Origin of the sequence: Agromyces sp. NPDC057865 (assembly GCF_042796995.1) — a bacterium.
Lineage (GTDB): Bacteria > Actinomycetota > Actinomycetes > Actinomycetales > Microbacteriaceae > Agromyces.
The window spans coordinates 715,924-729,831 of the sequence record NZ_JBHVMJ010000003.1; the positions used below are offsets into that span (position 1 = coordinate 715,924).

14 protein-coding genes are annotated in these 13,908 nt (G+C 69.6%); 11 read left to right on the forward strand and 3 right to left on the reverse strand.

Features of this window, described 5'->3' with window-relative positions:
• The first annotated feature begins 12 nt into the window (after positions 1–12).
• Positions 13–372 (forward strand): YybH family protein, encoded by a 360-nt coding sequence (locus tag ACFVN5_RS16250; RefSeq protein ID WP_376956279.1) that lies wholly within the window; start codon positions 13–15, stop codon positions 370–372.
• 29 nt (positions 373–401) lie between these two features.
• Here ACFVN5_RS16250 and ACFVN5_RS16255 read toward each other — a convergent pair whose 3' ends face one another.
• Entirely contained in the window at positions 402–896 is a 495-nt protein-coding gene (locus tag ACFVN5_RS16255) for a hypothetical protein (protein ID WP_376956280.1), read from the reverse strand.
• A 58-nt stretch (positions 897–954) separates the two neighbouring features.
• Positions 955–1,449 carry a hypothetical protein gene (locus ACFVN5_RS16260; RefSeq protein ID WP_376956281.1) on the reverse strand — a complete coding sequence of 165 codons (495 nt, stop codon included), beginning with the start codon at positions 1,447–1,449 and terminating at the stop codon, positions 955–957.
• Positions 1,450–1,607: 158 nt separating this feature from the next.
• On the opposite strand from ACFVN5_RS16260, the gene ACFVN5_RS16265 reads away from it, so the two are divergent.
• The 10 genes from ACFVN5_RS16265 to ACFVN5_RS16310 all read left to right on the forward strand — a co-directional run bounded on the left by ACFVN5_RS16265 (position 1,608) and on the right by ACFVN5_RS16310 (position 13,090).
• The gene (locus ACFVN5_RS16265) at positions 1,608–2,882 is read left to right on the forward strand and encodes an aspartate kinase (protein ID WP_376956282.1); all 1,275 of its coding nucleotides are present in this window, start codon (positions 1,608–1,610) and stop codon (positions 2,880–2,882) included.
• Positions 2,883–3,061: 179 nt separating this feature from the next.
• On the forward strand, positions 3,062–4,117 hold the full coding sequence (locus tag ACFVN5_RS16270) for an aspartate-semialdehyde dehydrogenase (protein ID WP_376956283.1): 1,056 nt from the start codon (positions 3,062–3,064) through the stop codon (positions 4,115–4,117).
• A 14-nt stretch (positions 4,118–4,131) separates the two neighbouring features.
• Positions 4,132–4,833 (forward strand): SGNH/GDSL hydrolase family protein, encoded by a 702-nt coding sequence (locus tag ACFVN5_RS16275; RefSeq protein ID WP_376956284.1) that lies wholly within the window; start codon positions 4,132–4,134, stop codon positions 4,831–4,833.
• A 141-nt stretch (positions 4,834–4,974) separates the two neighbouring features.
• Positions 4,975–6,273, forward strand: a complete 1,299-nt coding sequence (locus ACFVN5_RS16280) for an ABC transporter substrate-binding protein (protein WP_376956285.1) — start codon at positions 4,975–4,977, stop codon at positions 6,271–6,273.
• Between the two features lie 8 nt (positions 6,274–6,281).
• Positions 6,282–7,259, forward strand: coding sequence for a carbohydrate ABC transporter permease (locus ACFVN5_RS16285; RefSeq protein ID WP_376956286.1), 978 nt, complete (start codon positions 6,282–6,284; stop codon positions 7,257–7,259).
• The gene (locus ACFVN5_RS16290; RefSeq protein WP_376956287.1) at positions 7,256–8,164 is read left to right on the forward strand and encodes a carbohydrate ABC transporter permease; all 909 of its coding nucleotides are present in this window, start codon (positions 7,256–7,258) and stop codon (positions 8,162–8,164) included. The genes ACFVN5_RS16285 and ACFVN5_RS16290 overlap by 4 nt, the downstream gene beginning before the upstream one ends.
• Positions 8,161–9,852 (forward strand): amylo-alpha-1,6-glucosidase, encoded by a 1,692-nt coding sequence (locus ACFVN5_RS16295; protein WP_376956288.1) that lies wholly within the window; start codon positions 8,161–8,163, stop codon positions 9,850–9,852. The genes ACFVN5_RS16290 and ACFVN5_RS16295 overlap by 4 nt, the downstream gene beginning before the upstream one ends.
• 111 nt (positions 9,853–9,963) lie before the next feature.
• Positions 9,964–11,265: an ABC transporter substrate-binding protein gene (locus ACFVN5_RS16300; RefSeq protein WP_376956289.1), complete on the forward strand. Its 1,302-nt coding sequence runs from the start codon at positions 9,964–9,966 to the stop codon at positions 11,263–11,265.
• A 2-nt stretch (positions 11,266–11,267) separates the two neighbouring features.
• A complete protein-coding gene (locus ACFVN5_RS16305; protein WP_376956290.1) occupies positions 11,268–12,185 on the forward strand; it encodes a carbohydrate ABC transporter permease in 918 nt (305 codons plus the stop codon).
• Positions 12,182–13,090: a carbohydrate ABC transporter permease gene (locus ACFVN5_RS16310; RefSeq protein ID WP_376956291.1), complete on the forward strand. Its 909-nt coding sequence runs from the start codon at positions 12,182–12,184 to the stop codon at positions 13,088–13,090. Before ACFVN5_RS16305 ends, ACFVN5_RS16310 begins: the two co-directional genes overlap by 4 nt.
• A 65-nt stretch (positions 13,091–13,155) precedes the next feature.
• Here the strand turns inward: ACFVN5_RS16310 and ACFVN5_RS16315 are convergent, their stop codons facing one another.
• Entirely contained in the window at positions 13,156–13,812 is a 657-nt protein-coding gene (locus ACFVN5_RS16315) for a GntR family transcriptional regulator (protein ID WP_376956292.1), read from the reverse strand.
• Positions 13,813–13,908 lie beyond the last annotated feature (96 nt).

Below are 13,908 nucleotides of genomic sequence, written 5' to 3' on the forward strand. Positions count from 1 at the left end.
TAGAACGGAGCCATGGCGAGCAAGGGTACGGAGTGGGTCGCGGGATACGTCGCGGCATGGGAGTCGAACGATCCCGAGCAGATCGGGGCGCTGTTCACGGATGACGCGGTCTACCTCACCGCGCCAGACGTCGAACCTCGGCGCGGCCGCGACGCGATCGTGGCCGGTTGGCTCGAAGATCTCGACGAGCCCGGCACGTGGAGCTTCGACTGGAAGATCCTCGACGAGCGCGACGGCCTCGTGCTCGTGCAGGGGCGCACCGAATACCCCGCCGAGAAGGACTACCTGAACCTCTGGATCATCCGCCTGGCCGACGACGGTCGCGCCACCGAGTACACCGAGTGGTACATGCCGCGTCCGCACAAGGGCTGACGCGGCATCCGTTCGTTGGAGCGGCGACGCTAGCGCAGCACCTCGACGAGCACGATCCAGGAGTGGAGGATCGCGGACGCGATCGCGAGGATCGCGCCTGCGGCGAAGAACCACAGCCCGGCGGCGACTGAGCCGGTCATCAGCAGCACGCCGCCGATGAGGTAGCTGGTGATGGGCACCGTGCCGGCGATCGACTTCGCCATCCGCCGCACGGTCGCGAGCACCTGGTCGTGCATGATCGCACGGATGGCCCGGACCTCGAAGGCCGCCGCGAGGATCGCGCCCACGAAGACCTCGAGGCCGTACGCCCACGCCGGCTGGTCGGGCGCCAGCCCGAGCGCCGTGGCCGCGAGCGCGACGAGCAGCGTGGTGAGGGCCGTCGCCATGCGGACCGGGAGCGACCTCGAGGCCACGATCGCCTTCAGGTTCACCGACATGGCGACGATGAGCAGTCCCGCCAGCGCCGCCGTGGCGCCGGCCATCGCCACGTTGAACTGCGACCACTCGTCGGCGAGCTCGGACATGGCCGCACTCTACGCCGGAGCCCGACCTCCGGGCCACGGGTGACGCGGCACCCGCTCGCTAGCGCAGCACCTCGACGAGCACGACCCACGAGAAGAGCAGGCCGGCGATGATGCTCAGCACGGAGCCGACCGCCATCGTGACGAGGCCCGCCTCGAGGGAGCCCGCGATGACGAGGAGCGAGCCCCCCAGGAAGGCGGCGATCGGCAGGATGCCGGCGATGCTCTTCAGGATCCGGTCGGTCGTGGAGACGTGGTCCTCGCGTGCCACGACCCGGATCGCGTGCCACTGGAAGATCGCCGCGAGCACCGTGGCGACGAGCACCTCGATGCCGTAGGCGATCGAGGGCTGTCCCGGTACGAGTCCGAACGCACCCGCTGTCAGCGCGAGGACGAGGGCGGCGATCGATGCCGCTGCGCGCGGCGGCAGGGTCGGCGACTTCATGATCTCCGCGATGTTGACCGACATCGCGACGATCAGGAGACCGGCCAGGGCGGCGGTCGCCCCGACCATCGCCACGTTGAAGTCCGTCCACCCCTCGAGCGCCTCAGACATGCCCGCATGCTACCGGCGGATCCGCGCGGATCCGGGGAGGTGGGGCGGGCTCACACCTCCGTCACATTGCCGGGGCCGCATACGGGCCGCCGTATGATGGTGCTTCCGGCGCCGGGTGTCCCCTTTCCCCGGCCGCAGTCCACTTCGGGAGCGCCTACGTGAGCTTGATCGTGCAGAAGTTCGGCGGGTCGTCCGTCGCCGATGCGGAGAGCATCAAGCGGGTCGCGAAGCGCATCGTCGAGACCCGCAAGGCGGGCAACGACGTCGTCGTCGCCGTCTCGGCGATGGGCGACACGACCGACGAACTGCTCGACCTCGCGCACGAGGTCACGCCGATCCCGGCGCCCCGCGAGCTCGACATGCTCCTCACCTCGGGCGAGCGCATCTCGATGGCGCTCCTCGCGATGGCGATCAAGAGCATGGGCCACGAGGCGCGGTCGTTCACCGGCAGCCAGGCCGGCATGATCACGGATGCCACGCACGGCGCCGCGCGCATCGTGGAGGTCACCCCGGTGCGCCTCCGCGAGGCGCTCGACGACGGCGCGGTCGTCATCGTCGCCGGCTTCCAGGGCTTCAGCCGGGAATCCCGTGACATCACGACCCTCGGACGCGGCGGCAGCGACACCACGGCCGTCGCCCTCGCCGCGGCGCTCGACGCCGACGTCTGCGAGATCTACACCGACGTCGACGGCGTCTTCACGTCCGACCCCCGCGTCGTGAAGAAGGCCCGCAAGCTCGACAAGATCACCAGCGAGGAGATGCTCGAGCTCGCGGCATCCGGAGCCAAGGTCCTGCACATCAGGGCGGTCGAGTACGCCCGCCGCCACGGCGTCACCCTGCACGTGCGTTCGTCGTTCAACAACAGCGAGGGGACGATCGTCTACGACCCCTCGCGTCTTCCCGAAGGAGCAGCTGTGGAAGAGTCCGTCATCGCGGGTGTCGCGGTCGACCTGACCGAGGCGAAGATCACGGTCGTCGGCGTGCCCGACGTTCCCGGTGTCGCCGCCAAGATCTTCAAGATCGTCGCGAACACCAACGCCAACGTCGACATGATCGTGCAGAACGTCTCGGCCGCGTCCACCGGACGCACCGACATCTCGTTCACCCTCCCGAAGTCCGACGGCGAGCGTGCCCTCACGGCGCTGTCGAACGCGCAGGATGCGATCGGCTTCACGTCGCTGCAGTACGACGACCAGATCGGCAAGCTCTCGCTCGTCGGCGCGGCCATGCGGTCGGCGGCGGGCATCTCCGCGCGGCTCTTCGAGGCGCTCTACGAGGCGGGCATCAACATCGAGATGATCTCGACGAGCGAGATCCGCATCTCCGTGGTCACGCGCGCCGACAGCGTCCACGCGGCCGCCCGCGCGGTGCACACCGCGTTCGAGCTCGACGCCGAGGAGGACGCGGTGGTGCACGCCGGCACCGGCCGCTGAGCACCGAGCAACGCCTGCCACGGGGCATCCGTCGACTGCCGCACTTCGCGGAAAACCTGCCAGAGGCCTGCGGATCGACGTCATGCGACGTCGCCCGGCCGCGACGTCGGGCACACTGGAATGAGGGCATCGCCCGGAGGACCACGCGGAATCACGTTCCGCGAGTGAGGAACAGCACCATGGCTCAGGGAGTGAACATCGGCGTCGTCGGCGCCACCGGACAGGTGGGTGCCGTCGTGCGCCGCCTGCTCGAGGAGCGCGACTTCCCGGTCGCGTCGATCCGCTACTTCGCCTCGGCGCGCTCGGCCGGCTCGACCCTGCCGTGGAAGGGCCAGGACATCGTGATCGAGGACGCCTCGACCGCCGATCCGACGGGCCTCGACATCGCGATCTTCTCGGCCGGTGCCACCACCTCGAAGGCGCAGGCGCCGCGCTTCGCCGCTGCCGGCGTCACGGTCATCGACAACTCCAGCGGCTGGCGCATGGACCCCGACGTGCCGCTGGTCGTCAGCGAGGTGAACCCGCACGCCATCGACGAGGCGAAGAAGGGCATCATCGCCAACCCGAACTGCACCACCATGGCGGCCATGCCCGTGCTCAAGGTGCTGCATGACGAGGCCGGCCTCGAGCGCCTCATAATCTCGACCTACCAGGCCGTGTCGGGCGCGGGTCTCGCGGGCGGCGAGGAGCTGCTCGAGCAGGCTCGCGCGGCGGTGGCGCAGGACGCCATCGGGCTCGTGCACGACGGCCGCGCCGTCGATTTCCCCGAGGCCCAGAAGTTCCCGCGCACGATCGCGTTCGACGTGATCCCGCTGGCCGGCTCGATCGTCGACGACGGCGACCTCGAGACCGACGAGGAGAAGAAGCTCCGCAACGAGAGCCGCAAGATCCTCGAGCTCCCGGGCCTGCGCGTGGCGGGCACCTGCGTGCGCGTGCCGGTCTTCACCGGTCACTCGCTCTCGATCCACGCCGAGTTCGCGAACGCGATCACCCCCGAGCGGGCCACCGAGCTGCTCGCGGATGCCCCGGGCGTCGCGCTTTCCGACGTGCCCACGCCGCTCCAGGCCGCCGGCAACGACCCGAGCTACGTCGGCCGTATCCGCCAGGACCAGTCCGCGCCCGAGGGCAAGGGTCTCGTGCTCTTCGTCTCGAACGACAACCTGCGCAAGGGCGCCGCCCTCAACGCCGTGCAGATCGCGGAGCTCGTCGCCGCGAAGCTGCCGGTCGCGGTCTAGGAGCCGGCCGGGCGGTGTCCCGCCGAGCGATCGGGCGTGGCGCGGCGGCGGTCGTCGTCGCGGTCGGATGCCTCGTGCTCGCCGCCTGCGGCGCGCCCGCGACCTCCGTGCCCGGGCAGGCTGCCGCACCGTCGCCGGGTCAGGTCGTGGTCGCGTTCTACGGCGACTCGTACACGCGCGGGACCGGCGCGAGCACGCCCGAGCACCGCTGGTCGACGATCGTCGCGAACGAGCGCGGCTGGTGGGAGTTCAACCCCAGCGTCGACGGCCTCGGCTACGTGAACAACCGCGACCTCGTCGCGGCCGGCGCGGACGGCGACCTGGTCGACCGGATCGTCGACCACGACCCGGCGCCCGATGTCGTGATCGTGACGATGGGCCTCAACGACAACTTCTCGATGCCCGCTCGCGCGGATGAGATCGAGGCCGCGATCGGCGCCGACCTGCGGCGCTTCCGCGATGAACTGCCCGACGCGCGCCTCGTGGTCGTCGAGCCGTTCTGGTACACCGACACGCGGCCGGACTCGGTCGACGAGATCATCGGGTGGGTCGAGTCGGCCGCCGCCGACGTCGGGGCGGACCACATCACGGGCGCCTCACGCTGGCTCCAGGGGCATCCGGAGTGGATGGCCGCCGACGGCATCCACCCGAACGACGAGGGCTACGCCGAGCTCGCGCGCCGCACGGACGCGGAGCTCCAGCGCCTCGGGCTCTGAAGCGCCCTGCTGCGCCCTCGACGAGGGCCTGAGCGCACCTGTGGTTGACGTTTCTGAGTTTTGTATACAGAATACTGACGAAGCAGTTCCCGACTCCGGTCCTCGACCGGACACTCCTGCAATGACGAAAGAGGTGGCGGAATGCCCCGCGCGAACTCGAAGATGAGGCGCCTGCTCGCGGTCGGAGCCGCGAGCGCTGTGATGATCGGCCTGGCAGCGTGCAGCGGGGGAGGAGGTGCATCCGATGAGAACACCGTCGTCTGGTCGACGTGGGGGACACCCGAGGAGCTCACGCGCTTCGAGGAGTTCAACGACGAGTTCATGAAGCGCCACCCCGACATCACGGTGGAGCTCCAGCCGGTGGCGAGCTACTCGGACTACCACTCGAAGCTCCTTGCGCAACTGACGAGCAACACGGCTCCCGACGTCTTCTACATCGGCGACGACAAGATCGGCCAGTTCGTCGACGCGAAGGTGCTCGCACCGCTCACGAAGCTCATGGAGTCCGACGCGAGCCAGACCCACCCCGACGACTTCTTCCCGGGCCTCTTCGGCGCGGCCGAGCAGGACGGCGAGATCTTCGCGGCGCCGAACGACTCGAACCCCGACGTGCTCTGGTACGACAAGCAGGCGCTCGCCGCCGCCGGGATCACCGAGGACCCGGCCGCGCTCGCCGAGGACGGTGAGTGGACCACCGAGAAGTACCTCGAGATGAACGACAAGCTGGCCGCGGCCGGCCTCACGGGCTCGATGTTCTGGAACTACTGGGCGACCCACTACAGCTGGATCTCCTCCCAGGGCGGCACCGCCTACGACGACTCGGGCGCGTTCGTCGGCAACGACGACGCCACGACGGTCGACGCGGTCGACACGCTCGGCCGCTACTTCCAGGACGGCACCTTCGTGGTCGCCGACTCCATGCCCGAGGGTGCCGGGGCCGACAGCGTGTTCGTCACCCACAAGGCGGGCTTCTTCTCGCAGGGCCGCTACACGATCGGCACCGTCGAGAGCGCGGGCGAGCAGGACAGCTACGACATCGTCCGGTGGCCGACGCCCGACGGCCAGGCCGTGCCCACGGGCGTTGCCACGTCCTACCTCGCGATCAACGGCAAGACCAAGGCGAAGGATGCCGCGTTCACGTTCTGGACCGAGTTCCTCTCCGCCGAGGGCCAGGTGTTCCGCCTCCAGGGCGGCGGTAACGCGGTCCCGTCGATCAAGGGCGCCGACGAGGTCGTGCTCGAGGACGGCTACCCGGCCCACGCGCAGACCTTCCTCGACATGCGGGACATCGGCTTCGAGGACTACGCGGCCGAGGCGGTCGTGCCCGGGCTCTCGACCGACGTGAGCGACCTGTTCCTCAAGCTCTACGAGGGCAAGGCCGACGCGGAGGGCACGCTCGACGCGGTCGCCGACCTGGTGGCCGACAAGACGGGCGAGTGAGCGGCGAGATGACCGTCATCACGGGCGACGCGACCGCAACTCCGGTCGCGTCGCCCGCGCCTCCCGCGCCATCTGCGCCGGGCGGACTCCGCAGGGAGTCCGCCTGGCGGCGGCGCGATAGACGCTGGGGCTACGTCTTCATCGGGCCGCAGGTCGTCGGCATGGCGCTCTTCGTGCTGCTGCCATTCGTCGCCAGCCTCGTGCTCGCCTTCGCCTCGTGGGACGGGCTGACCGAGCTCACGTGGGTGGGCTTCGAGAACTTCACGGCGCAGATGCAGGACGAGCTGCTGCTCCGCTCGATCGGCAACACCCTGCTCATCGCACTCATCACCGTGCCGATCGGGCTCGGCCTCGCCGTCGTCATCGCCGTCGCCCTCGAGAAGCTCAAGACCCGCACGCTCTACCTGATCCTGTTCTTCGCCCCGGTTGTCACGTCGACGGTGGCGGTGGCGATGATCTGGCAGCAGATGTTCCGCGTCGACGGGGTGCTGAGCGAGACGATCGCGAAGGTGTTCGGCATCGCCCCGCCCGACTGGCTGGGCGACCCGAGCCTCGCCCTGCTGGCCGTGTGCATCGTCTCGATCTGGTCGTCGCTCGGCCTCAACGTCATCATCTTCCTCGCGGGCCTGCAGAACATCTCGCCCTCGGTCATCGAGGCGGCGCGCATCGACGGTGCCGGCGCGTGGCGGCTGTTCCGCAGCATCCGGATGCCGCTGCTCTCGCCGATCATCTTCTTCTCGTCGATCGTGGCGTTCATCTCGTCGCTGCAGACCTTCGACACGGTATTCGTGCTGACCGCGGACGCCGGGCCGGACAACGCGACCCGCACGATCGTGTACCACATCTACGACCTCGGCTTCGGGCGCTTCGAGTTCGGACCGGCGAGCGCGGCATCCGTGATCCTGCTCGTGCTCACGCTCGTGATCACCGCGATCCAGTTCGGCGCCCAGAAGAAGTTCGTGCACTACGAGGACGACGCAGCATGACCGCAACAGACATCGAGACCACCATCGTCGGCCGGCCCGACCTCGAGCGACCGTCGTCGCCGCGCACCGGCGACGGACGACGGCGCGCCGGGTCCACCGCGCTCCACGTCGGGCTCGTCGTGGCCGGTGTGGCGATGGTGTTCCCGTTCGCGTGGATGCTCATCACGTCGTTCAAGACGCTCCCGCAGCTGCTGCAGGACCCGCGCAGCTTCTGGCCGGCACCGTGGACGCTCGACAACTACGTCGAGGCGTGGAACGCCGTGCCCTTCGGACAGGCGTACCTGAACAGCATCTACATCTGCGTCCTGGCCGTCGCGGGCACCCTGCTGACGGCCTCGATGGCGGGGTACGCGTTCGCCCGCATCCGGTTCCGTGGGAGCCGGGTGATCTTCATCGTCTTCCTCGCGACGCAGATGATCCCGAAGCAGGTGACGCTGATCCCGTTCTACCTGCTGATGGCCCAGTTCGGCTGGGTCGACTCCCATCTGTCGCTCATCGTGCCGGCGATGCTCGTGAACCCGTTCGCCGTGTTCCTGATGCGCCAGTTCGTGCTGTCGCTGCCGAAGGAGCTCGAGGAGGCGGCGCTCGTCGACGGCGCCGGCCGCTGGCGCACGTTCTGGAGCATCATCCTGCCGAACCTCAAGCCCGGCCTCGGTGCGCTCAGCATCATCGTCGCGCTCGACGTCTGGAACAGCTTCCTCTTCCCGCTGGTGCTGCTGAACTCGCCCGACCTCTTCACGGTTCCGCTGCTCCTCTCGAGCTTCCGCGGCCAGTTCGGGTCGATCAACTACGGGCTCGTCATGGCGGCGTCGGCCCTGGCCACGATCCCCATGCTCATCGCCTTCGTGATCGGGCAGCGTCGCATCCTCAACAGCATGGCCGCATCGGGCCTGGGCGGGCGATGAGCCGGTCGGATGCCGCGTGGCTCGCCGCGCTGGCGGGGGAGCACCTCGACCTGGTGCAGGCGCCGTTCACACTGCCGCGCTCGCGCATCCTCGTGTTCCGCGAGGGCGACGGCGTGCGGGTGCACACGTCGGAGTACGAGCGCGCGCTCGACGACTGCCGCGTGCTCGACGCGCTCGTGGTTCGCAACGCGTCGGGCGACGCGCTCGCGATCACCCGGGTGCTGCCGCACGCGATCGAGTTCGGCGATGGGGCCGTGACGCTCGGCTTCGCGGGACCGGGGGCGCTCACCGTCGGACTCGGGAACGCGCCGGGCCCCTCGTCGCCCGGGAGCGCCTCCGTCGAATGGACGACCCCCGATGGCGAGGCCCAGCGCGCCGAGCTCGGTGCGGACGCTCCCGCCATCCGGTTCGACGTCTCGGCCGACCGGAGCGTGGTCACCGCGGCATCCGCGACCCATGCCGTCGACGTCGCCGACGGCGAGGCGCTCTGGCTCGAGTGGTTCGCGAAGTGCCCCGTCGTGCGCGACGACCTGCAGGCCATGACCGCATTCTGCTGGTGGGTCCTGGGCGCGAACGTCGTCGAACTCCCGGCGCTCGGCCGGGCGCGGGCGGTCGTCCCCTCCAAGATCGGCTACGTCGGGCTGTGGCAGTGGGACGCCTACTTCATCGCGGTCGGCCTCCGACACGGCGATCCGGTGCTGGCCCGGGAGCAGCTCGAGCTGGCCCTTCGGTTCCCGAGTCCCGACGGGCAGCTGCCCGACGTCGTGCACGAACTCGGCGTGCTCGCCACGAGCGACGACCTGCCGCCCGGCGATCGCGAGAACCTGCGCCGTGCCGGCTCCACGATCGCCGACCCGTCGGCGCCCGTGCCGCTCACCAAGCCGCCGCTCGCGGCGTGGGCGCTCGCGAAGGTGCTCGACGCGGAGCCCGCCGACGCCTGGGCCAGGGAGCAGCTCGCCGTGATCCGCCGATCTCAGGACTGGTGGTTCGCCGCGTCCGACCTCGATCACGACGGCCTGCCCGAGTACGGGCATCCGTACTCCTCCGGGCTGGACGACAGCCCGATCTTCGATGGGCCCCTGCCGACGACCGCTCCCGATCTCGGCGCGTACCTCGTGCGACAGGACCTCGAGCTCGCCCGCTTCGCGGAGCGGTTCGGCGATGCGGATGCCGCGGCTCACCGCACGCGCGCCGAGCGAACGCTCGTCCGGCTGCTCGAGCTCTGGGACGACGAGCGCGGCATCTTCCGCGCGCGAGCGGCCGGCACGGACGTCGCGAGCGACACCGTCGTCGGCCTCATGCCGCTGCTCACCGGGCGCCTGCCCGAGGCCGTCGTCGACCGCCTGGTCGCCGCACTCGCCGACCAGCGGCGTTTCGGCACGCCGTGGACGGTGCCCACCGTGGCCGTGGGCGATCCCGACTTCTCCGACGAGCGCATGTGGCGCGGACCCGTCTGGGTGAACACCAACGCGCTCGTCGTCGAGGGACTGCGTGCGTCGGGCCATCCGGCGCTCGCTCGCGACCTCGCCGAACGCACGGTCGCGCTCGTCGTGCACGGCGGCGGCCCCCACGAGTACTTCAACCCGTTCACGGGGGAGAAGGCGCGCACCGCCACGACGGCGTTCGGCTGGTCGGCGGCGCTGTTCATCGACCTCGCGGTCGGGCTCTCCGCCTCGCCGGGGGAGTAGCGCCCCCTCGCGGCCTCATCGTGAGATCCGCGGGGGCCGCGTCCCGCAAGGCCCACCTCGATTCTCGCATCGCGTGTACTGTATACAAAATACCGAAGACAAAGGAGTCACATGAAAGCGCGCACCCTGCTCGTGCCCGTCGCGGCAGTCGCCCTGCTCTCCGGCTGCACGATGGGCGGCGGCGCCCCGGCCGCGGTCGTGCTCGATCCCGACGCGGACGTGACGGGCCGGATCACCGTGTGGTCGTGGGATGTCGCGGCCACCGCCCTCGACCGGCTGGGCGCGGCGTTCGAGGCCGATCACCCCGGGACCGAGATCGACGTGGTCGACGTCGGCTACGACAACGCGTACGACAAGCTCTCCGTCGGCCTCCAGGCGGGCAGCGGCCTGCCCGACGTGGTGACGATCGAGACCGACCGGGCGCCCGGCTACATCAACGAGTTCCCGGCCGGGCTCGTCGACCTCACGCCGGTCCTCGGCGACGACGAAGCCGACTTCGACCCGTTCAAGTGGTCGGCGCAGTCCGACGCCGACGGAGCACTCCGGGTCGCGCCGTGGGATTCGGGCACCGTCGGGCTGTTCTTCCGCACCGACTACTTCGACGAGGCGGGCGTCGATCCAGCAGCGGTCGCGACCTGGGACGACCTCGTCGCCGCCGGCGAGACGATCAAGGCGAAGACGGGCCACACCCTCCTCTCGCTCGACGTCGCCACCGGCGCGGGCTTCCAGATGCTCCTGCAGCAGCAGGGCCTCGGCCTCTTCGACGAGGCCGGCGAGATCACGATCACCTCCCCGGAGGCGGTCGAGGCGCTCACGCTCCTCCAGACGATCAACGAGAAGGGCCTGCTGAAGAACGTGAGGGGCTGGGACGGTCGCGTCACCTCCGCCAAGGACGGCGACTCGGCGGTCACTCCCGAGGCCGTGTGGTGGATCGGGACCCTGCTCGGCGACGCCCCGGAGCTCTCGGGCACCTACGACGTCACGGAGCTGCCGGCCTTCGCGGAGGGCGGCGTCCGCACCTCGAACAGCGGCGGCTCCGGTCTCGCCGTGCCGGCTCAGGCGAAGAACCCGCAGCTCGCCGCGGCCTTCGTCGAGTACGCGCTCGCCGACGCCGATCACCAGGCATCGATGATGGCGAACGAAGGGCTCTTCCCGTCGTACCTGCCCGCGCTGCAGGACGGATACTTCTCCGAGCCGCAGGAGTACTTCGGCGGCCGGCCGGTCTACGAGCTCTTCGCCGAGCAGACCGCGAACATCCCGCCGATCACCTTCACGACGGACAACGCGGAGGCGAGCGACATCGTGGCGAACGCCGTCGTCGCCGCCGTGCTGAACGGCGCCGACCCGGCGACCGTGCTGCAGGATGCCGCCGAGCAGATCGCGACGGCCACCGGGCGCGAGATCGCGGAGTAGTCATGGCCGTCACCGCCCTGGCCGTGCGCGAGGCGGAGACCACCGCGCGCCGTCGGACGCTGGGGCGCAGGCTCCAGCGTCCGGGGGCGTGGTTCGTGCTCCCCGCCGTCGTGCTCCTCGTCGTCTTCTTCACCTACCCGCTGGTGTCCTCGCTGTGGCAGAGCTTCTTCGCGACGTCGGGCGGGATCTCGACCTGGGTCGGACTCGAGCAGTATGCGCGCCTCTTCCGGGACCCGCTCATCGGCAAGAGCCTGGTGAACGCCGGCATCATCCTCGTGATCCAGGTACCGCTCATGATCGGCCTCGCGGTCGGACTCGCGTACCTCCTGAACCAGACGTGGCTGCGGTTCCGGTCGGGGTTCCGGCTGCTCGCCTTCCTGCCCGCGGTCACGACGCTCGTGGCGTACGCCGTCGTCTTCCGCGTGATGCTCGCCACCGACGGCGGCGCCGTGAACCAGCTGCTCGGGTTCGTCGGCGTCGCTCCGATCGACTGGCTGAACAACGAGTGGTGGGCGCGCGTCGCCCTGATCGCCGCGATCACGTGGCGCTGGACGGGCTACAACATGGTCATCATCCTCGCGGGGCTCCAGTCGATCCCGGCCGAGCTCTACGAGGCCGCACGCATCGACGGCGCCGGTCGATGGCAGATCTTCACGAAGGTGGTCATCCCGCAACTGCGGCCGGTGCTGATCTTCACGACGGTGACGTCGACCATCGGGGCGCTCCAGCTCTTCGACGAGAACTTCATCCTCACCGAGGGCGGCCCGAACGACGCCACGCTGACCCCGGTCCTGTACCTGTACAAGGTCGGATTCCGGCAATTCGACTTCGGCTACGCCTCGGCGATCGCGTGGCTCCTCGTGGCGCTCACCGCGATCATCGCCGTCGTGCAGTTCCGACTGATGAGGGAGAAGCCATGAGCACCGCCACCACGTCAGCGCCGGCGGAGACGCCCGAGTCGACGCCGCGGCTCGAGACCGCGACCGGATCCGCGGCGATCGCGGTGCGACGAGGCATCCTGCGCGCGCCCGTGTACGTCGTGCTCGCGATCGCCGCCGTGCTCTCGGTGCTGCCGTTCTGCTGGATGATCATCGCCTCGACGCACGAGACCTCCGACCTGTTCGGCACGCCGTTGCCCGTCACGCCCGGCGGAGCGCTGTGGGAGAACCTCGCGCGCCTCCAGGAGTCCGTGAACTTCAGCCAGGTCATGTTCAACAGCTTCGCGATCGCGGTGGTCTACACGGTGTTCAGCTCGATCGTCAGCATCATGTGCGGCTACGGCCTCGCGACGTACCGGTTCCGGGGCCGGAGCATCCTGCTCGGCGTCGTGCTCGTGACGATGATGATCCCGATGCAGGTGCTGCTCGTGCCGCTGTTCCAGATGATGGCGAGCGCCGGATGGATCGACAGCTACCAGGCGGTCGTCCTGCCGTTCCTCGCGAATGCGTTCGGGATCTTCCTCATGCGCCAGGGCTTCCTCGACTTCCCGGTGTCCCTGATCGAGGCGGCGCGCATCGACGGGGCGAACGAGTTCCGCACCTTCTACCGGATCGTGCTGCCCGTGGCCCGGCCGCAGATCGCCGCCCTCGTGATCTACACCTTCATCAGCCAGTGGAACGCGTTCATCTGGCCGCTGCTCATGCTGAACACGGAGGACCGGTACACGGTCCCGGTGGCGCTCAACACCATGATCGGGATGTCGCGGGTCGACTACTCCGGACTGATGCTCGGATCGCTCCTCGCCACGCTGCCGCTGATGCTGCTGTTCCTGGTGTTCCAGAAGCAGTTCGTGTCGGGCCTGCTGGGCGGAGCGGTCAAGGGCTGATGCGCTCACGCGACCGGCGAGGGGTCGCGATCCGGCGCCTCACGCCGGCGCGACCCACGCCGGCGTCAGGCGCTGAAGTACGTGCTCGAGGCGTTGTCGAGGATGCGCCGCATCCCGTTCATCCAGTTCGCCTTGAGGGCCTCGACGGCCCCCGGCACGTCACCCTCGGCGAGGTGGTCGGCGATCTCGGCGTGCTCGGCGGCGACGCGCTCGATCATCACGTCGTTCGGCACGAGGAGGGACTCGTACCGGTGGAATGCACCGCGCACGTTCGCGATCACGTCGAGGAGTCGCTGGTTCGGGCACGCCGAGAGCATGATCCCGTGCCATTCGTCGTCCTTCGAGACGACCAGCGCATGCTCGACGACCTCCTGGTCGAACTCCGCAGCGAGGGCCGCCAGGCGCCGGCCGATGGCGCGCAGCCCGTCGACGGGGCTGAGCTCCAGAGCGAGGCTCTCGAGCGCCGCCATCACGGGGGCGAGGTCCTCGAACTCCTGGGCGCTGAGCGGGACGAAGCGGAATCCCTTGCCGTTCTCGCTCGCGATCTGCCCTTCGCTCTCGAGCGCGATGAGGGCCTCGCGAAGGGGAGTGCGGCTGACGCCGAGCTCGTTCGCGAGCTGCACCTCGTTGATGCCCTCGCCCGGCTGCACGTCACCAGCACGCATCCGCGCGAGCAGCTCCTCGCGCACCTGAGCGCGCAGCGTCTTGCGTTCGATCGCCATCAAGTCCTCCAGGCCCCTCGGCCATTGCGGTCAGCCTAGGGCTTGACCGGCCCCGGCATCCGGCATACGGTGTCTGTATACAGAATACAGTCCGCA